Source organism: Paenibacillus sp. FSL P2-0173 (assembly GCF_038008045.1).
Taxonomy (GTDB): domain Bacteria; phylum Bacillota; class Bacilli; order Paenibacillales; family Paenibacillaceae; genus Paenibacillus; species Paenibacillus polymyxa_B.
Genome location: NZ_JBBOYK010000002.1, coordinates 771,571 through 791,568, shown reverse-complemented (window position 1 = coordinate 791,568; position 19,998 = coordinate 771,571). Strand labels below are relative to the sequence as shown.

18 protein-coding genes are annotated in these 19,998 nt (G+C 45.5%); 15 read left to right on the top strand and 3 right to left on the bottom strand.

Annotated features, from left to right (window positions below):
* Window positions 1–135 precede the first annotated feature (135 nt).
* From MKX30_RS13925 to MKX30_RS13870, 12 genes are all read left to right on the top strand, one after another.
* Window positions 136–1,017, top strand: coding sequence for a putative sporulation protein YtxC (locus MKX30_RS13925; RefSeq protein WP_028542952.1), 882 nt, complete (start codon window positions 136–138; stop codon window positions 1,015–1,017).
* 61 nt (window positions 1,018–1,078) lie between these two features.
* Window positions 1,079–1,654, top strand: a complete 576-nt coding sequence (locus MKX30_RS13920) for a 3D domain-containing protein (protein WP_023987798.1) — start codon at window positions 1,079–1,081, stop codon at window positions 1,652–1,654.
* A gap of 84 nt (window positions 1,655–1,738) precedes the next feature.
* Entirely contained in the window at window positions 1,739–2,047 is a 309-nt protein-coding gene (locus MKX30_RS13915; RefSeq protein WP_023987799.1) for a hypothetical protein, read from the top strand.
* A gap of 195 nt (window positions 2,048–2,242) precedes the next feature.
* Window positions 2,243–3,829 (top strand): S1C family serine protease, encoded by a 1,587-nt coding sequence (locus MKX30_RS13910; protein WP_023987800.1) that lies wholly within the window; start codon window positions 2,243–2,245, stop codon window positions 3,827–3,829.
* A 149-nt stretch (window positions 3,830–3,978) separates the two neighbouring features.
* Window positions 3,979–4,668: a response regulator transcription factor gene (locus MKX30_RS13905; protein ID WP_013309432.1), complete on the top strand. Its 690-nt coding sequence runs from the start codon at window positions 3,979–3,981 to the stop codon at window positions 4,666–4,668.
* A gap of 1 nt (window position 4,669) precedes the next feature.
* The gene (locus tag MKX30_RS13900) at window positions 4,670–6,148 is read left to right on the top strand and encodes a sensor histidine kinase (RefSeq protein WP_013309433.1); all 1,479 of its coding nucleotides are present in this window, start codon (window positions 4,670–4,672) and stop codon (window positions 6,146–6,148) included.
* Between the two features lie 110 nt (window positions 6,149–6,258).
* The gene (locus MKX30_RS13895) at window positions 6,259–7,215 is read left to right on the top strand and encodes a 4-hydroxy-3-methylbut-2-enyl diphosphate reductase (protein ID WP_341062917.1); all 957 of its coding nucleotides are present in this window, start codon (window positions 6,259–6,261) and stop codon (window positions 7,213–7,215) included.
* Between the two features lie 263 nt (window positions 7,216–7,478).
* Complete coding sequence (gene aroF / locus MKX30_RS13890; RefSeq protein ID WP_023987802.1) at window positions 7,479–8,516, top strand: 3-deoxy-7-phosphoheptulonate synthase; 1,038 nt, start codon at window positions 7,479–7,481, stop codon at window positions 8,514–8,516.
* 270 nt (window positions 8,517–8,786) lie between these two features.
* The gene (gene glnA, locus MKX30_RS13885; protein ID WP_023987803.1) at window positions 8,787–10,211 is read left to right on the top strand and encodes a type I glutamate--ammonia ligase; all 1,425 of its coding nucleotides are present in this window, start codon (window positions 8,787–8,789) and stop codon (window positions 10,209–10,211) included.
* Between the two features lie 265 nt (window positions 10,212–10,476).
* Entirely contained in the window at window positions 10,477–11,568 is a 1,092-nt protein-coding gene (serC, locus tag MKX30_RS13880; protein WP_028542950.1) for a 3-phosphoserine/phosphohydroxythreonine transaminase, read from the top strand.
* A 239-nt stretch (window positions 11,569–11,807) separates the two neighbouring features.
* Complete coding sequence (trmL, locus tag MKX30_RS13875) at window positions 11,808–12,272, top strand: tRNA (uridine(34)/cytosine(34)/5-carboxymethylaminomethyluridine(34)-2'-O)-methyltransferase TrmL (RefSeq protein ID WP_023987805.1); 465 nt, start codon at window positions 11,808–11,810, stop codon at window positions 12,270–12,272.
* A 376-nt stretch (window positions 12,273–12,648) separates the two neighbouring features.
* On the top strand, window positions 12,649–12,897 hold the full coding sequence (locus MKX30_RS13870) for an AbrB/MazE/SpoVT family DNA-binding domain-containing protein (protein WP_013309439.1): 249 nt from the start codon (window positions 12,649–12,651) through the stop codon (window positions 12,895–12,897).
* Between the two features lie 99 nt (window positions 12,898–12,996).
* Here the strand turns inward: MKX30_RS13870 and MKX30_RS13865 are convergent, their stop codons facing one another.
* Together MKX30_RS13865 and MKX30_RS13860 are read right to left on the bottom strand one after the other, a co-directional pair.
* Window positions 12,997–14,064, bottom strand: coding sequence for a phosphodiester glycosidase family protein (locus tag MKX30_RS13865; protein WP_341062916.1), 1,068 nt, complete (start codon window positions 14,062–14,064; stop codon window positions 12,997–12,999).
* Complete coding sequence (locus tag MKX30_RS13860; RefSeq protein WP_023987807.1) at window positions 14,061–14,468, bottom strand: hypothetical protein; 408 nt, start codon at window positions 14,466–14,468, stop codon at window positions 14,061–14,063. Before MKX30_RS13860 ends, MKX30_RS13865 begins: the two co-directional genes overlap by 4 nt.
* A 275-nt stretch (window positions 14,469–14,743) precedes the next feature.
* Here MKX30_RS13860 and MKX30_RS13855 point away from each other — a divergent pair, with 275 nt between their 5' ends.
* Together MKX30_RS13855 and MKX30_RS13850 are read left to right on the top strand one after the other, a co-directional pair.
* On the top strand, window positions 14,744–15,400 hold the full coding sequence (locus MKX30_RS13855) for a response regulator transcription factor (RefSeq protein WP_023987808.1): 657 nt from the start codon (window positions 14,744–14,746) through the stop codon (window positions 15,398–15,400).
* Window positions 15,401–15,450: 50 nt separating this feature from the next.
* Window positions 15,451–16,704, top strand: coding sequence for an aminotransferase-like domain-containing protein (locus MKX30_RS13850; protein WP_029516518.1), 1,254 nt, complete (start codon window positions 15,451–15,453; stop codon window positions 16,702–16,704).
* A 19-nt stretch (window positions 16,705–16,723) separates the two neighbouring features.
* Here MKX30_RS13850 and MKX30_RS13845 read toward each other — a convergent pair whose 3' ends face one another.
* Window positions 16,724–17,557 carry a DUF2161 domain-containing phosphodiesterase gene (locus MKX30_RS13845; RefSeq protein WP_023987810.1) on the bottom strand — a complete coding sequence of 278 codons (834 nt, stop codon included), beginning with the start codon at window positions 17,555–17,557 and terminating at the stop codon, window positions 16,724–16,726.
* Window positions 17,558–17,840: 283 nt separating this feature from the next.
* Between MKX30_RS13845 and MKX30_RS13840 the strand changes: the two genes are divergently transcribed.
* A complete protein-coding gene (locus MKX30_RS13840) occupies window positions 17,841–19,736 on the top strand; it encodes a PrkA family serine protein kinase (RefSeq protein ID WP_023987811.1) in 1,896 nt (631 codons plus the stop codon).
* Window positions 19,737–19,998 lie beyond the last annotated feature (262 nt).

Genomic DNA, 19,998 nt, shown 5'->3' with positions numbered 1-19,998 from the left:
TTATAACACGCCAACCGGCTTTTTGAAACCAGATCATCCTCTTTTGAATATGTCTTTCTGTTTCCAGTCGTTCACTTCGTATAACCCTTCAGAGGCCGCCATATACTGAAAGCAGTGATCGAAAGGAGTGAGCCAATGGAACTGTTTACAGTGTGGACCAATACAGACGGAGATCAGGAAACCGACCGGTTTTACGAAGTGGTCAAAAGTAGAACAAAGGGACTACATATGTCACGGCGCGGATTTCGATTCACTTTCAGACAGCTGGATAACAAAGTGGCATGGACCTGCAAGGGCACAGAAAGCAATTCGGCGTTTGAAAGCTTTCTCCCCTGTGTATACAGCATCATGTCTTCGGCAATAGCGGATTATATTATCGAAGTCAAGGAGTGGGGGCTGCTCAATCTCATTCTCACCAAAGCCTGTTCGTTGCTGGAGAAAGAGGATGCAGAGCAAATTCGCAGTATGATTCGTTCACTGTTAAACGATGATGGCCCCAGAGGTCGTTTGAAGCGTCATGGTAAGCTGACTACTCTCCTGGAGAAGGATTTCAAGGAGCTTCGTGTGATCAATTTGGAAGGGCTGATTCAATTTAGGCTCCATGCGTATAAAAAAGAGCTTGAAGAAATCGTCGACTATGCTATGGAAGAATTCTGGGCAGATCGGCAATACGAAGAATTTATGGGGCTGCTTAAATATTTTGTTTTTTTTCAGGAAAGCAAAGTTCCGCTCGTACACGTACTTCACCAAGGCGGACATAATTTTACGATTCTGGATAGTGCCATGGTGCCCATACCGATTCCTGATGCAGATGACATCATTGTCGAGATGCCAGGCATTGAATTGGAAATGGAGGTCGAGGATCGAATCGTGAGCACCCTTATTTCGATTTCTCCTGCTTCCATTATATTGCACACAGACGATGAACACACCCCCATAGTGCGGACACTCCTGCATATTTTTGAAGATAAAGTGAAACTGAGCAGACTTTATCCAGGTCAGGATGTTCAAAAATAATAATCTGTTCGTATAAACTAATGGATTTCTGGAAAGCCTTTGCCTCAAGGGGAGGTTTTTTATGAGATCCATGTTGGTATGGAAACGGATTTTGGGAACCGTGTTAATTGCAACCTGTCTGGTATTGCCCGGCAATGAAGTTTACGGTCACAAAGAACCGGTCCAGCATAAAAAATGGCAGTCCACACCTGTTTTAGCTCCACGCGAAGAGCAGGTTATTACGACCATGACGGTCACGGCAACAGGATATACAGCAGGCTATGAATCGACTGGCAAACGGCCAAGTCATCCCGGTTACGGTATTACGTATTCCGGTGTAAAAGTACGTCGTGACAAGAACACACTGTCTACGATTGCGGCTGATCCCAAAACGTTTCCTTTGGGAAGCATATTGTACATTCCAGGTTATGGATACGGGATTGTAGCAGATACAGGTTCTGCGATTAAGGGCAATAAAATTGACTTGTATTTTAAAACAACCCGGCAGGTATATTCTGAATGGGGCAAGAAAGATGTGGATGTTCAAATTATAAAAAAAGGGAACGGAAAATGTACAGAAAAGATGGTCAAATCGCTCCAAAAGGTGATAGAAACGCATAAAACTATTCCGACCGCGACACTGGATGCTTCCATATAATCCTTGAATATTGTTTTTTCCAACATCACATACTATGTTGCGGGATGAGCTTATCCCGCAAAACATACTGGGAGGTTGAGAATTATGCCAAATCAAGGCGGAAGTTCTTTCACGAACAAAGGCTTCAAGGCAAGCGCAGGAAATCAGTTCAAAGCGGAATTTGCACAAGACAATACGGTTGGTGTCGTTTCACAAAAGGTAAAGCAGTCTGAACAAAATAAAATTCAAGACAACTTTCAGACACCAAATGAGAAGTATGATGAAGAATTTGCAACAGAACAAGGCGGTACAGGCGCTGTAGCTCAAAAAGTTCAAAACTCCAGTCGCAACAAAGTTCAAAACAATGCTCAAACACCGAACGAAAAGTTCGACGAAAACTTTAACACGAAATAAAAAAGCATATACAATTGATAATGCTCCGGATTATATCCGGGGCATTTCGTTTTAAGTGAAAGTGAATAGGTACAATAGGTCTAAGGTTTTATCTCCTTTTTAATTGTTTTTAAGGTGGAATTAAGGTTTAAAGTGCAAAATAAAGTCAGTTAAACAACACCACCTTGAAGCATAGGGTTTGGGAGGAGATATACAATGGACGAATTTAAAAATAATAACTCCGGACGCCGGAACGACAACGATCAGGTTGATACCGATAATGCAACTCGGCAAAACGATTCGAACGGTTCCTCATATTATTATTCTTACGGCCCTTTTTCTTCAGTTCAATCGGACGGACAACGTAAGGAAGGGCAGTCGGTGGAAAAGGATGTTGAGATTACGCCACCACAGGCAGTGAGACCTCTTCCTCCCTCATACCATCGCGCTATGCCTGAGCAACAGGATGGTTCGGGTCGGAATGGTGGCAACTGGCAATTCAAACCGAATAAGCCCAAGTCGCAGGTGAAAACAATTTTCTTATCTTTTTTGGCTGGGATGCTGGTCATTACGGTATTGATGTACACAGCTGACCGAACAAATATGTTCACACCCGAGACGGCGTTAACTTCGGCGGCAGCTGAAAGTGGAGAAACGACTAATTCAGGAACAACTGGCTCGACTCCAAGCGCAGTTCCGGCTGTGATGCCTTCAGGTACCGCTGATGTTCAATCTGTTGTGGCCAAGGCTGGTCCGGCAGTCGTCAAAATCGAAACGCTTGCCAAACAAACCAGTGGTAGCAGCGGCAGACAAAGCAGCCCTTATTACAATGACCCGCTGTATCAATACTTTTTCGGTAATCAGTATGGTGACAGTGGCAGTAGCGGTAACAGTAATGAAAATGAAGGTAGCAACAGCGGGCAGCTGACTCCGCTTGGTATTGGTTCCGGTTTTATTTTTGATAAATCGGGTTACGTCCTAACCAACAACCATGTTGTTGAAGGCGCGAGTGTGGTTCAGGTTACAGTAGAGGGAACTAATAAGCCTTACGAAGCCAAAGTCTTGGGCAAAAATGCTGATCTTGATTTGGCGGTACTTAAAATTGAAGGCAAAAACAACTTTCCGACAGTAACTTTGGGTGACTCCGATAACGCTAAAGTCGGCGAGTGGATGGTCGCAATCGGCAACCCTGAAGGCTTTGAGCATTCGGTAACAGCCGGGGTGCTAAGTGCGAAAGAACGTACGATCACCATTAATAGTGAATCGACTGGAAAACCGACGCAATACAAGCATCTCATTCAGACGGATGCGTCCATTAACCCTGGTAACTCTGGCGGACCGCTGTTAAATCTGCAAGGGCAGGTTATCGGTATGAACGTAGCTGTTAGTGCAGACGCACAGGGAATCGGGTTTGCGATTCCGTCCAATACAATTTTGGAAGTCGTCGATAAGCTGAAAAATAACCAGCCTATCCCGAAAGAACCTGTACCTTTCATTGGTGCAAGTCTGTTAAATTTGAGTCCTGAAGTAGCCAAAGAATTGGGCACATCCCTAACCGAAGGCTCGGTAGTACGGGATATTATATACAAATCGCCAGCTTATCAGGCCGATCTGCGTCCTTACGATGTGATTATCGGAGCCAATGGCACGCCTTATAGCACATCACAAGAGCTGATCCAGTTCATTCAAAAACAAAAAGTGGGTACAGCACTGACGCTTAACATCGAACGAGCTGGGCAGAAAAAAGATGTTCAGCTGAAAATAGGCAACAAAAATGACTTTAGCTCGACGCTTCAGCAATAAGCTGATAACTCTACAAAAATGAACATGTGCACGCAAGAAACGGAAGGAAGATCCCTTCCGTTTCTTGCTGTATGGAGCAGCCAGATGCTACACGCGTCTACTCCTGCTACAATAGAGGGAAAAGAAGAGATAAAGGAGTTCGATCGTGTATGCGTTCTACTATTCTGATTATTGATGACGATGAAAAAATTGTTTCCATGCTACGCAGAGGGCTGGCATTTGAAGGCTATGAAGTGCTGACAGCCGCCAATGGAGCAGAGGGATTAAATAAAATGCTGACAGCTGAGCCTGATGTGGTCGTGCTGGATGTAATGATGCCGCAGGTCGATGGTTTTGAGGTATGCCGTCGCATGCGGGAGGGTGGAAGCACGGTACCTGTCCTGATGCTTACAGCCAAGGATGAGGTTGAGAATCGGGTTAAGGGCTTGGATCTAGGGGCCGATGATTATCTCGTCAAGCCGTTTGCTCTGGAGGAGCTGCTGGCGCGAGTGCGAGCGCTTTTGCGGCGTAAAACCGAACAACAGGACAATAACGGAAATCGGCTTACCTTCGAGGATTTACAACTGGATAACGAATCCCGTGAAGTGGTTCGTGGCGGCAAACGCTTGGAACTGACAGCCAAAGAATTTGAACTGCTCCATTTGTTCATGCAAAACCCCAAGCGTGTTCTGTCGCGTGATCTGATTATGGACAAAATTTGGGGCTATGACTATAGCGGAGAATCGAATGTGCTGGAAGTATATATTGCCATGCTACGACAAAAAACGGAGCAGGATGGCGGTAAACGGCTCATTCGTACAATTCGGGGAGCTGGCTATATTTTAAGAGGTGATGTGTAATATGTCTATTCGGTGGCGGCTGACAGCTTGGTATTCGAGCATCTTGGCTATTGTACTTGTCATTTTTGGTCTGGCTATTTACGGACTAGTATATTACTACACATATAATGAAGTGAAAAGTCAGCTTATGACTCAGGCGCCACAGATTAACAAGCAATTACGCCTTATTATTAAAGGGGGATTGTTTGAAGTCCCTAACTTGGATTTAGGATTGGAGCAGGGGCGTGGAATAGATGACTCACAGCTATATGTACAAATTTACAATTATACGTCCGGGGTTACCAAAACCACCCAAAATATGAAAGACCTCAATATCACCTTCCCTGTTCCATCTACAGCGGCAGGAGCAGTTCAAAATGAGGGGATTCGACGTGTGAACGTAAATGGGGATTCCTTTATGATTTATCAACAGCCCATTAAGTCCGAGGAGTTGGGGTTGGTGGTCGGGTTGCTACAGGTAGGACAATTCACGGGCTCTCAGGATCGACTCATGAACAGGTTACAAAATGTGCTTGTATACGGTTCGTTGTTTGCATTACTCGCTGCTGCGACCTCAGGTCTCTTTCTGGCTCGCAAGTCTATGAAGCCGCTGGTCAAGGTCATTGAGGGGGCAAATCAGATTCAATCCAGTAATGATTTGAGTGTACGGATTGAATATGACGGACCACCAGATGAAATTGGACAATTAATCGGGACGGTTAACAACATGCTGGGGCGTACAGAGGTGTTTTACAAGGAGCTGGAAGATGCGTACGGTGCACAGCGTCGTTTTGTGGCTGATGCTTCCCATGAGCTTCGTACGCCGCTAACGACGATCCGTGGCAACGTTGATTTTTTGCTCAAAATGTGGACTACCGAACCAGGAGAGCGACCGAATATGGATGAAGAGATGATTCGCGAGCTTTCTATGGAGGCATTAAATGACATGGCGGATGAAGGCAAACGGATGAGCCGTTTGGTGAGTGATATGTTGTCACTCGCGAGAGCGGACACAGGGAAAACGTTCGATAAGACTCCCGTTGCGTTGGAACCGCTTGTAAGTGAGGTTGCCCGTCGTGCTCAGTTTTTAGAGCGAACGGCCGAATGGAATGTGGGAGATTTTTCGTTGCTGAATGGTATTTATATGGATGGCAGCAAGGATTATTTGCAGCAAATGCTATTCATTTTCATTGATAATGCATTCAAATATACACCTGAAGGCACAGTCCGATTTGATGCCATTATTTATCAAGGACAGGTGGGGCTACGGATCAGTGATACGGGCATTGGAATGGATAAGAGTGAGGTTCCCTTTATTTTTGACCGCTTTTACCGGGCAGATGAGTCACGCGGGGTGACGGAGGGAATTGGGTTGGGGCTATCTATTGCCAAGTGGATTATTGATGAACATCACGGGTCTGTGGAAGTGGTTACGCGCCAAGGAGAAGGAACGACATTTGTCATCTGGCTTCCGGTCAGCTTTTCCGCGCCTTTGGAATAGGCTATAATAGGAAGGCAACTACATCATAGAATTGGCCGGTAGAGGCGTGGAAGCCCACAGCTGCCCAGTTTTGGAGCTGTATACTGTGTCGAAGAAAGCGGGGGCTCATTTTGGAAGTACTCAGAATTTCGCCCCGGGGTTACTGCTACGGCGTAGTCGATGCCATGGTATTGGCACGTCAGGCAGCCAGAAATCTGGACTTACCCCGGCCTATTTATATATTAGGCATGATTGTGCATAACAGTCATGTCACCAATTCCTTTGAAGACGAAGGGATTATTACACTGGACGGTCCGAACCGTATGGAGATTTTAAGCCAGGTAGAGAGCGGCACTGTTATCTTCACTGCTCATGGCGTATCACCAGAGGTTCGCAAGCTGGCACGAGACAAGGGGCTGACTACGGTAGATGCGACTTGCCCTGACGTCACCAAAACGCATGATCTGATTCGGGAGAAGTCTGCCGAAGGCTATCAGATTGTTTATATTGGCAAAAAGAATCATCCAGAGCCGGAGGGAGCTATCGGTATTGCTCCTGACCATGTTCATCTGATTGAAAAGGAAGAAGAAATCGACAGTCTTACGTTACCAGCTGGCAAAATCCTTATCACGAATCAGACGACCATGAGTCAATGGGACATTAAGCACATTATGAAGAAGCTGCTGGAGAAGTTCCCAGGTGCTGAGATACACAATGAAATCTGTTTGGCGACGCAGGTACGTCAGGAAGCGGTAGCTGAGCAGGCTGGACAGGTGGATCTGGTGATCGTTGTCGGTGATCCGCGCAGTAACAATTCAAACCGATTGGCTCAGGTTTCGGAGGAAATTGCTGGTACAACAGCTTATCGTATTTCTGATGTGACCGAGCTGAAGAGGGAGTGGCTTGAGGGAGTAGCCAAAGTGGCTGTGACTTCTGGGGCTTCCACGCCGACACTGATTACCAAAGAGGTTATTACGTATTTGGAGCAGTATGATGCGGCTAACCCGGATACGTGGGAGATTCAGCGAACCATAGATATGAAAAAACTGCTGCCTCCTGTACGGGAGAAGTCAAAAACGACGAAATAGTTTGTGATTGATTACAGCCGTTATTCGGATACAACCATCCGGATAGCGGCTTTTCAAATTGTTTTAATTTATAGATATTATTCGGTTAGCTTCACTAAGTTAGAATATTGAATAATTCGGGATAATTAAGCCTTGACGAGTATAGCTAAAACAGGTATAGTTGCTTTAACGAATAAAAGCTTAAAAGCGAACAAGCGTCTAAGTGTCATAATATCAATCTATAATGGGTTAATAAAATATGTATCATAGAGAGGAAGAAAAAAATGATCGTTATCGCTGGTGTTCAAACACCTGAAGAGCATATTCAAGCTATTGTTGAAGTTATTGAGAAAGAAGGATTGCAGGCTCATGTATCAAGAGGATCGGATCGCACGATCATCGGACTGATCGGTAGCGTAGAGCCCAAGCTGGCTGAACATCTGCGTCAAATGAAAGGCGTAGAAAATGTGGTTAAAATATCGAAGTCCTACAAATTGGCCAGCCGTGATTTTCATCCGGAAAATACGGTTATCTCCATTAAAGGAGTAAATATCGGCGGAGGCGAGCTTGTCATTATGGGTGGACCATGTGCCGTTGAATCTGCTGCACAGATAGATGAAATTGCCGGATTGGTCAAAGCAGCAGGTGCGCAAGTTCTCCGTGGTGGTGCTTTTAAGCCGCGTACAGGGCCTTATAGCTTCCAGGGAACTGGTGTAGAAGGTTTGATCATGATGGCTGAGGCAGGTCAAAAGCACGACCTCCTGACCATCACAGAGGTTATGACACCTGAATACGTAGACATTTGTGCGGAATATGCCGATATCCTGCAAGTAGGTACACGGAATATGCAAAACTTCGATCTACTGCGTAAGTTGGGTACTTGCGGCAAGCCAGTGTTGCTCAAACGCGGCTTTAGCTCGACTTATGACGAGTTCTTGAATGCTGCCGAGTACATCTTGGCAGGTGGCAATCCGAATGTTATGCTGTGTGAGCGCGGTATCCGCACTTTTGAAACCTACACCAGAAATACACTCGATTTGTCTGCGATCCCTGTGTTGCAACAGTTGAGCCATTTGCCGGTTATTTCTGATCCTAGCCATGGCACGGGTAGACGTGAATTGGTTGTTCCTATGACGAAGGCTTCGGTCGCTGCCGGAGCGGACGGACTAATTATTGAAATGCATACAGATCCCGATAACTCAATGACGGGGGATGGTGTACAATCCCTGTTCCCGGATCAATTTTCAGATTTGCTGAAAGATTTGGAAATATTGGCTCCTGCTGTGGGGAAAACATTTCACACGCCTAGTACCATTGCTTAAACCAATGTTTAACATTAATGCATAAAAGTTTTGCTGCAACGCAGTAATGAGATTTAAATTACCTAAAAGCCCGATGTTTCGGGCTTTTTGTGCTATTCAAATGTTATCAAGGGCGTAAGCATATCTAACATTAGTTTAAAAAATACCTTACATAGCTATTGACCCGTGTCATGTTTGAGATTTATAATGACGACAGAAAAAAACATTCGATCATGAACATTTCAGGGTTGTATAAGACTTAATGTTCGGAAAAATTGGGAGGAAGAAGACATGTCCGTTGAAAACGTATTGAAAACAATTCAGGAAAATAATATTGAGTGGGTAGATTTTCGTTTTGTAGATTTGTCTGGTCGTGCTCACCATATTTCATTGCCAGCTTCCGAAGTAGATGCAGAAACATTTGTTAACGGTGTTGCTTTCGACGGTTCTTCCATTCCCGGCTATCGTGGCATCGAGGAATCCGACATGGTTATGCTGCCCGATCCAGAAGCGGTTTTTATCGACCCTTTCACTCAGCATCCTACACTGAATATTCTGTGTGACATTGCTACGCCAGATGGCGAAAAATACGACCGCGATCCTCGCGGCATTGCAAAAAAAGCTGAGGCATTTCTGCAATCCGCAGGAGTGGGCACAGCAGCATTTTTTGCACCTGAGTCCGAATTTTTCATCTTTGATGATGTTCGCTACGAAAGCGGCATGAATAGCTCCTCCTTCTTCGTAGATTCCGAGGAAGCAGCTTGGAACACGAACCGTAAGGAAGAAGGCGGCAACCTGGGCTTTAAAGTGGGAGTGAAGGGCGGATATGTACCTGTAGCGCCAGTAGACACCCAACAAGATATCCGTAGTGAAATGTGCCGTTTGCTTGAAGAAGCAGGTCTGAGAATTGAGCGCCATCACCATGAGGTGGCTACGGCAGGCCAAGCGGAAATCAACTTCCGTTTTGACACACTCAAGAAAACAGCAGATAACCTGCTCGTCTATAAATACATTGTACACAACACAGCTCGTCAATATGGTAAAGTGGCAACATTCATGCCGAAACCAATTTTCGGGGACAACGGAAGTGGTATGCACGTTCACCAATCCATTTTCGATGGCGACACTCCTTTGTTCTACGAAAAAGGTGCTTATGCTAATCTGAGCGAAATGGCTCTTCATTATATTGGCGGTATTCTGTACCATGCACCTGCATTGATCGCTTTGACAAATCCAAGCACAAACTCGTTCAAACGTCTCGTTCCTGGCTACGAAGCACCAGTTAACCTGGTATTCTCCAAAGGTAACCGTTCTGCGGCTGTACGTATTCCAGTAGCGGCTGTTACTCCAAAAGGCTGTCGGATCGAGTTCCGTACACCAGACTCCACTGCTAACCCTTACCTTGCCTTCTCAGCGATGCTGATGGCGGGTCTGGATGGTATCAAGCGCAAATTGAACCCAATCGAATTGGGTTATGGTCCACTTGACACCAACATCTACGAGCTGTCTGACGCTGAAAAAGGTAAAATCCGTAGCGTACCTGGTTCATTGGATGAGGCTTTGGATGCTCTGGAAGCTGACTACGAATTCTTAACTGAAGGTGGCGTATTTACGAAGGACTTTATTGATAACTATGTAGAGTTCAAACGTTCTGAAGCTAAATCGGTGAACATCCGTGTTCATCCACACGAATATAGCCTGTATTTTGACTGCTAATAACTTGATTGCTTAGCTGCTTTGAATAACAACCACTAGCTTACGGGTAACAGTTGTTATTCAAGATAGGTCTCCGGTCTTATGCCGGGGACCTTTTAATATTAAAGTGAAAATTACAAAATAAAGATGTTAAATACGTTAACATTCACAACTTTGTCACATCATAAATGAAATTGAAAACATTTTTATACAAGTCTTGAACGCATTTATGAATACTGCTATCATAGCGATAATATCCACACCAGAGTAGAGAAGGGATGGGAATTTGTTGAGTAAGAGAGCCTACAATTTTAATGCAGGACCAGCGGCATTGCCGCTTAAAGTACTGGAACGTGTACAAGCTGAATTCGTAGATTTCCAGGGAACAGGGATGTCGATCATGGAAATGTCTCACCGTGGAGCTGTGTATGAATCTGTTCATAATGAGGCGCAGGAACGTCTGTTATCTCTGCTGGGCAATCCACAAGGCTACAAGGTGTTATTCCTACAAGGGGGCGCAAGTACGCAGTTTGCAATGCTGCCTTTAAATTTCTTGCGCGAAGGACAGACTGCGAGCTATGTAATGACAGGTAGCTGGTCGGACAAGGCATATAAAGAAGCCAAGCTACTGGGCAAGGCTCATATTGCCGCATCCTCCGCTGATGAGAAGTACATGCGTCTTCCGAATGTGGATTCCTTGGACTTGCCTGAGAATACTGCTTATGTGCATATGACGTCCAACGAAACGATTGAAGGTACACAATTTAAGCAATTCCCGGATACGGGGTCCGTACCATTGATTGTGGACATGTCCAGCGATATTTTTTGCAAGCCTTTTGATGTTACTCAATTTGGATTGATTTATGCTGGCGCACAAAAAAATCTGGGACCTTCTGGTGTGACGGTCGTGATTGCCCGTGAAGAGTTGCTGACTTCCTCACCAGACAATATTCCTACGATGTTGCGTTATAGCACATATGAAAAAAATAACTCTCTCTACAATACTCCCCCATCCTTTGCCATATACATGGTGAATGAAGTGCTGAAATGGATTCAGGAAGAAGGCGGTTTGGAAGGCATTGAGCGTGTGAACCAGCAGAAAGCTGCTTTGCTATACGACCGTATTGACAGTAGCGAAGGCTTCTATCGTGGTTGTGTGGACAGCGCTGATCGCTCTATCATGAATGTAACCTTCCGCCTCGCGAATGAGGATCTGGAAAAACAATTTATTAAGGAATCCGAACAGGCCGGATTTATCGGACTGAAGGGACATCGCAGTGTAGGAGGGCTTCGCGCCTCGATCTACAATGCTGTTCCACTGGAGAACTGTCAAGCATTAGCCGAGTTTATGGACGGATTCAAGCAACGTAACAGTTAATTACGCGGACATATATTTCGATACACGATATTTAAAATCGAAAAAGTAAATGTAGAGCCTTCCCTGAATGTGTATAGGGGAAGGCTTTTAGTGGTGTGGGTTGAAATTTTTGTCGTTTGATGTTCATATCTGTCTGATTTTGTTAAAATAAAAGAATGTGTATGTTTTTAATGTATACACTTTGGTTAAACTGTAGGTTATTTGTCTGATGAATTTAATGATGAAGGGAACGAAACGTGATGCCATTACATATTGTGCTTGTCGAGCCGGAAATCCCGGCTAACACAGGTAACATTGCCAGAACGTGTGCTGCAACCGGAACTCATCTGCATCTGGTGAAGCCACTGGGCTTCCGTACCGACGATGCCACGTTAAAACGGGCTGGACTTGATTATTGGTATGCTGTCCACATTGAATATCACGAGTCTTTTGCTGAAGTGCAGGAGAAATATCAGGAAGGCCGCTTTTTTTATGCGACGACCAAAGCGAATCAGCGATATAGTGATATTGCATTTCAGGATGGAGACTTCTTGGTATTTGGTAAAGAAACGAAAGGTTTGCCTCCAGAGCTGCTAGCTGCTAATCCAGATACATGTATCAAGATGCCTATGTCTGATAAAGTAAGATCTCTAAACTTGTCGAATTCCGCTGCGATTATTGTATATGAAGCGCTGAGACAAATGGATTTTCCGGATTTATCATAAAGAGCATCGAGTGAACAAGTATAAATGCGAATAAAGAACCAGGACCTTAGTTGCTAATAAGAGTTTCACCTTTGTTGCTCAAAGGTACATGACAGTGGAGCTTAAATAAAGGTTGTATGGTCGAAAATTTGCGAAATTTCTCAGCGAGGGCTAATGATAATTGGCTTTCCGGTCGATAAAAATATTATAGACATTCTGTACCATACTTTGATATGGTTCATGATTTTATGAAAAAATGTAATAAAATTTCCTGTGATCAGCAGGATTCGACAAAAAGACAGCGAATACTACATAAAGAATAGTGTCTTTGTACCTAGTTTTTCGCATGGTAAGAAATTTGTAAGTTATTACTCAATAGGAGAGGTGTACGATCACGATGAAACCTGCCGGTGTGGTACGTAAAGTTGATCAGCTGGGGAGAATAGTTTTGCCTAAGTCACTGCGTAAAAGATACCAAATGAATGAGGGAGATCCTGTCGAAATTTTGGTTCAGGGTGACCACATTATTTTGGAGCGTTACCGTCCAAAATGTGTATTCTGTGGGTCAGTAGAACAAGTGAACGATTTCAAAGACCGTTATATTTGTGCTCAATGCCTGACAGAAATGACACAGTATTCCTCCTAAATGAGGCAAAAGCATCACGACATTCGTTCGTGATGCTTTTTTTCGGATAGAGCCGTACGTCGGCTAGCATATTTAATTTAGTAGTAGACTATTAGGTAGCTATTTATAGAACAAAAAATGAGTAGGGACTGGACGCAAATTACCATCGGACGGTTTGTTTACGACTCGACCGTTAAGTATAAGCGACGAGGAACCGCCTCCGTCCAAATTATAGGCATCTTGAACACCTAGATTGTACATTTTCCCTTGCAGTTCTTCGAGCGTCGCGCCCGAACCCCCGCTTTCATTGTAGCCGTCTACGACAATAATGAGCAACTGATCATCTTTATAGTTGCCAATGACCGTACGCGGGGCCCGCTTGGGGGAGACTTTCCATTTGTCAGGAATAGGCATTTTTTGTCCCCTTTGCAGCAGGACGGGAACGAAGGTAGCCCCAAAGGCAGGCTTTAAGCTGTCAAGAGCACCTTGACTGTAAAATTTGCCACCGATAAGCTTGCCATCGTTACTCAGTCCGACGAAGGATAAATCCTTAAAACTGGACTGAAAGCCAGTAAGGTAGTGGCCGTTCAAGACAGTAGTGCTTAATGGATAGCGTTTGCCGTCTCCATCCGCAAAGCCGCCTGCATTGATGCCTGCAATAGCTCCGTGTCTCAAGACTGCACGCATGGTGGTTTCGGAGCCACCCAATTTGTCACTTCCCAAAGACATTTTCATAGCAGTAGGATCTTTAAGTTTGACCTTCATAGCGTAGCCATGATAAATTCCCGGGTTTACCTTAAACAATTCAATGGTAATCCGGTTGCTATCTACCCGCTCATAGGGAACCCCCAGTTTGGCGGTGATACGTCGATCATAGATGACCGCGGGCCGCTTGGACTGCGTAGAGGCAGTCACGACAAGCTGATTCATCGTTTGGGTCGTTTGCTTGTATAGCTCAGAAGTCCGGTGAATCGTAGACAAGGTGTATGTTGCCGTTTGCTTGGCTTCATCAAGCTGCTTGCCTACTGATTGCGTTTGTAGAGTGACTTCAGCTTTTTGCAGACTCGAAGAAGTAGACCCAGGAAAGCTCAATGAGGGATGCACTAACAAAATACACCCCAACAAACCGATAAAAGGAGCAAGGGCCAACATAAAGAACCGGTTCACTTGTTTTGCGTCTACATTCATTTTAGCAAGTCCATTTTTTTCTGAAGTGTATTGAGTTGCTGCTTGACTTCGTTTAATTGGGTATACAGTTTATTGCTGTTATCGGTCTTATTGTTTGCATTATCCTTCGTAAAGGTCAGTAGTTCATTGAAGGACTGGACTTTTCCCTGCAATCCGCTAACTTCCTTGGAAAGAGCAGTCAGTTGCTTTTCATAGTCAGATTTGAGTGCTTGAATCTGTTGGTCTGTATGGGTTTGCATCTCGTTTAGCATTTGCTGCTTCAAGTGATTGCTATACAGATAGGTTGCGAGAGCACCTAGTATAATAAGAATGAACCAAAATAGCAGAAAAGCCTTTACGGGTAACCCCTTTCTTGAATTGCTCCGCCGAGCTTCGGTAGGAGGACGTTCAGGTGAAGCTTGCATACGATTTTCAACTCCCGTGTAAAGTCAAATTTCCAGTCTTTATTTGCAGTTCCAATTCTATCATGGGCCTATTTATTTCGCAAAAGCGAAATAGTCGTATAAAAATATTGGAAAAAGAGATTGCATCGGAAGGAAGTCCTAGGATACAATTTCCTTAAACGTTTTTCGCTTCCTATACGTTCACATTCGCGCAATTTCTACATATGCAATCCCTAATTTTAAAATTATTTTCGCTACTAACTATGTATTTTTTTGTAAAATCAGGAGGTTTAGATATGAGAAAAGTATGGCAGGTGGTCATCATAGATATCCATCCTACAAGTATGCTGGGAACAAAGCTTATTTTGGAAGACCAGCAGGATTTGCTTGTCAGAGGGATGTCTTCCTCCGGAACGGAAGGCTTGGAGCTGGCTTGTTCCATTCGACCGGAAATCATTTTAATGGACTACAGGTTGCCTGAGGGAACGGCGGAACCATTTTTGACACAAATGCGGGCCTTGTCTCCGGACAGCCATATTGTTATTATGACGGATGAGGATAATATTACGTTGTTTCAGCAGCTAATTTCGCTTGGAGCAAATGGAATGCTATCCAAGCAGGCATCACCGAGCCAGTTAATCCATCTGATCAACGGTTTACGCGAAGGATTTGCTTCTTTACCAATGGACTGGATTCGGTGTGGAAACTGGCCCTTTATGCCGTTAATGGCATCCGAGCCTTTTGACGAATTGACACAAACCGAAGTGTTTATTATGGAACGTATTGTACAAGGTATTACATATGACAAAATTGCTATCGAGATCGAAGTTAGCCGGCGCTCCATTGATAATTATCTACGTAAAATTTATGCGAAATTAGGCGTGTCCAGCCGGGCGCAGGCGATTGAACGTTATGCCTTATATGCGCGTCAGATGAAGCAGCTATATGCCTGACGCGTCAGCCCGGAGATCATGACCTATTTTTCAGGAGAAGGAGGATGTTCATGCAATATTCCTTTGCTTCACGAACGGCTGCGATGTTGGCTTCTCCAGTGCGTCATATCCGGGAAAATGCGAGAAGACACTCCTTTATATCTCTGGCTGAAGAACTACCTGCACAAGAGCTGTTTCCGGTGAAGTTGCTGGAAGAAGCGGCCCATGATGTGTTTGGCTCCGGCCCTGACGCCCTCCAGTATGGTGAACCGGAGGGCTATTTCCCTTTGCGGGCATGGCTTGCGGGAGAGTGGGAACAGCGTAAAGGAGTAAGAGTACCACCAGGTCAAATCCTTCTCACGACAGGCAGTCAGCAGGCCATTGACCTGATCATAAGGCTGATGGTGGATGAGCGTGATCCGGTATTGGTTGAAAACCCTACATCTCCTGGATGTTTACAAGTACTATCTATGCAGGGTGCGCAGATCGTTCCTGTAGAATCAGATGGGGAAGGTGTCATTCCTGATAAGCTTGAAGCTTTAATGATCCGTTATCGACCCAAGCTTTTTTTTGCCACGCCAACGTTTACAAACCCGACGGGCTCCTTGTGGAGCGCGGCAAGGCGGCAGGAAATTTTGGACCTGTGCAGGCATCATGAGGTGCTAGTAGTTGAGGATGATTCTTATGGTGAATTGCATTTGAAGCAAAAAAATGAGTCCCATGACAAGAGTCCGCATGGTCAGAGTCGAAAATTTGCAGAGACTTACCCCTCACTATTTGCGCTGGATCATGCGGGCCAGGGAGGTCAAGTACTCTATATCGGTTCGTTTAATAAAACAGTTGCTCCTGCGCTGAGAACGGGTTGGGCTGCTGGTCCTGCACCGTTAATTGAAGGGATGTACGCCTTGAAGCAGCTGGCTGATATGCAATCCAGTACGATGAACCAACGGCTGCTGTTCCAATTGCTGACCAGCTCGCGTTTTCAATGGCACGAGCACTTAGCGATGCTGAACAAGGAATATTCGACTCGACTTCAATTAATCTTGGAGCTGCTCAAGCGCCCGTTTTGGAAAGACGTGACGTATCATATTCCGTCCGGTGGCATGTATGTATGGGTGCAGTTGCCCGATGGGCTGGACAGCGCATTGCTGCTAAAGGCGGCGTTACCCAAAGGCGTAGCCTTTATGCCAGGTGCGCTATGTGCGGTTGGCAGTGAAGGCGCGTCCCATATCCGACTCAATTTTAGCCATCCGGGCCGTGAGCAATTGCTTATGGGCATGAATCTGATCGGTGAGACGATCAGTGAATTTACTGCGCGGAGCTAGCAAAAACCATCGCCCCATGTCAGTCATCCTCCGCTTCCGCAGCAACGGTGGAGTAAGTGATTGGCGCTTCCGCAATCTGAAGCTGTCCACTGTCCTCGTCAAGCTCTGCGTCCATTCCAGTGGCCGTTTTAATGCCATGCTCTTGCAGTACTGCCGCATACTCGTTCAGGGCAGCTTCGCCAAACGGAGTCAGTCGATAGCGGCCGCGGGATACGCGCTCAAACCAGCCGTAGTAGTTGTGCTGAAGTACGGCAGCAGCTGTGCTGACGGCTGCTATGCGGGCTAGCTGCGCCGGAGCGGCTTCCCCCAAGCTCTGCAAGGCTACGGCTACACGCAGCGCTTTTTCCCGATAGGCAGTGACCAGCTTGCGTCGGGTGCTGCCGCCGATATTGTGGTCACCGCTGCGTGCGTGAAATTCCCGCAGCAGCTTTTCCTTGCGCGAGCCGGGGCGTACCTTTGCTGCATTGTGGACATTGTCGCTAGGCGCCGCAGGCTTACACAGTACCTCAACGAGCGGCGGCTTAGTTTTAAAATGGGTGACAGTGAGCAAGCCAAGTCCTAACTGGCGGCACAGTCCGACCAGCTCGTTCCAGCGCTGATTGACTGCCCCTTTTTTGGCACGATTCCGTTCTACAGCTACATATACATTGCTGCTTAGTTTCAAACGCTGCATGCCTTGCAGCACAAGCGCCAGGTTAAACGTCTTTTTGATCTCCACAATCAGTGGTGTCTGTTGCCCTGGCTTGATACCCACCAAATCGCAGTTGCGTACCTCTCCTTTGACTTCATATCCCAAGTTCTCAAAAAAGGCTTTCACCGGAGCGTACAGCTCCGTCTCATGCCGAACCGCCATGACTTCTCCCGCTCCTTTATCCCATTATTCCGAGCTTATATTGTACCATAATGCGTCAGGTCCGCGTCGTTGTTGTATATTTTAGCACAGTGTATCCCTTGTTTTTTTCGAAAAAGCAGAGAGACCTGTCATAAAAAATAGGTCAATTCTGAAATCAATCTGCATAGGTATGTATTACACTTTTTTTAAGGGGATTGCATCATATCCTGAAAGGCGTGACGAGTGTAGCCATAATCATCAGGAGTGGAGGATAGTCATTACGCAGTCATGGGAGGAACCGAGCATGAATATTTTTGAACGCGTTGCGGAGTACCGGGCGGAAAACAACCGTCTGGCCTGGAGCGGCACTTTTAGAGAGTATATTGAGATACTCAAGAAAGACCCGACGCCGGCGATGACAGCTCATGCACGGGTTTACAAGATGATTGAATCTTTTGGTGTAGAAGAGGTTGGGGGACATAAGCGATACAAATTTTTTGAGCAGGAGATCTTTGGACTGGATCGAGCGCTGGAAAAGTTGGTGGAGGAATATTTCCATTCATCAGCCAGGCGGCTCGATGTGCGCAAGCGTATCCTTCTTTTGATGGGACCCGTCAGTGGGGGGAAATCGACACTGGTCACGTTGCTAAAACGTGGTCTGGAGAAATTTTCGAGAACGGATCAGGGAGCTGTATACGCGATTGAAGGCTGCCCCATGCACGAGGACCCGCTTCATCTGATTCCCCATGAGCTGCGTCCCGATTTTGAAAAGGAGCTGGGTGTACGGATTGAAGGTAATCTCTGCCCATCCTGCCAGATGAGATTGCGCACGGAATTTGATGGCGATATTGAAAAGGTCCGCGTGGAGCGGGTATTTATATCGGAAGAAAACCGGATTGGTATTGGTACGTTCAGCCCTTCTGATCCGAAGTCACAGGATATTGCTGATTTGACGGGCAGCATCGACTTTTCCACGATTACGGAGTATGGTTCGGAATCTGACCCGCGTGCGTATCGGTTTGACGGAGAATTGAACAAAGCGAATCGTGGACTGATGGAGTTTCAGGAAATGCTGAAATGCGATGAGAAGTTTTTGTGGAATTTGCTTTCTCTGACCCAAGAGGGAAACTTCAAGGCTGGGCGGTTTGCGCTCATCAGTGCAGATGAACTGATCGTGGCTCACACCAATGAATCCGAGTATAAAAGCTTTATTGCAAACAAAAAGAACGAGGCGTTGCAATCACGGATGATTGTAATGCCGATTCCTTATAACCTGAAAGTATCTGAGGAAGAAAAGATTTACGCCAAGCTCATTGAACAAAGTGATATGAAACATATCCACATTGCGCCTCATGCGCTGCGAACGGCTGCCATTTTCTCCGTGCTTACCCGCTTGAAGGAGACGAAGAAACAGGGGATGGATCTGGTCAAAAAGATGCGCATGTATGACGGTGAAGAGGTCGAAGGATACAAGGAAGCCGATCTGAAAGAAATGCAAAGTGAGTTTCTAGAGGAAGGTATGTCCGGGGTAGACCCGCGGTACGTCATTAATCGTATTTCTAGTGCATTAATTAAGCAAAATGTGGAATCCATCAATGCCCTGGACATTTTACGAGCAATTAAGGATGGTCTGGATCAACATGCCTCCATCACAAAGGAAGAACGAGAACGCTATCTGAATTTCATTTCCGTGGCTCGTAAGGAATATGACGAATTGGCTAAAAAAGAAGTGCAGAAGGCCTTTGTGTACTCTTTCGAGGAATCAGCCAAGACGTTGTTTGACAACTATTTGGATAACATCGAAGCTTTTTGCAATTGGGCGAAAATTCGCGATCCACTCACAGATGAGGAACTCGACCCGGATGAGCGGCTCATGCGCTCTATTGAGGAGCAAATCGGGGTATCGGAAAATGCGAAAAAAGCGTTCCGTGAAGAAATATTAATCCGTATTTCCGCGTATTCTCGCAAGGGACGGAAGTTTGAGTATCATCATCATGATCGGCTGCGAGAAGCCATTGAGAAGAAGCTGTTCGCCGATTTGAAGGATATTGTGAAGATTACGACTTCGACCAAAACGCCTGACGCTAATCAGCTCAAACGGATGAATGAAGTGATTAAGCGATTGATTGAGGAGCATGGCTACACAGGAGCCAGCGCTAACGATCTGTTGAGGTATGTAGGTAGCCTCCTGAATCGGTAAGACGAAATAATAAACAAGTAAGTATGGTGAAACCATGGGTTGATCTGGATGGTGCCACACGGTTGTGAGGTATCCGATCAACGTGTTTCGTAGAGGGAATTCGGCAAGCACAGGGGATTTCAGGTGCTGCCGGATTCTTTTTTTGTATCATCAGGCAGTTGTGATTATATATTTTCTGAAATTGCTATGAAAAAAATCATAATCAATCTTCTGCTTTTTTAACAATTTCTAAAAAGTTGCCGATAAATATGGTAATGTAAAA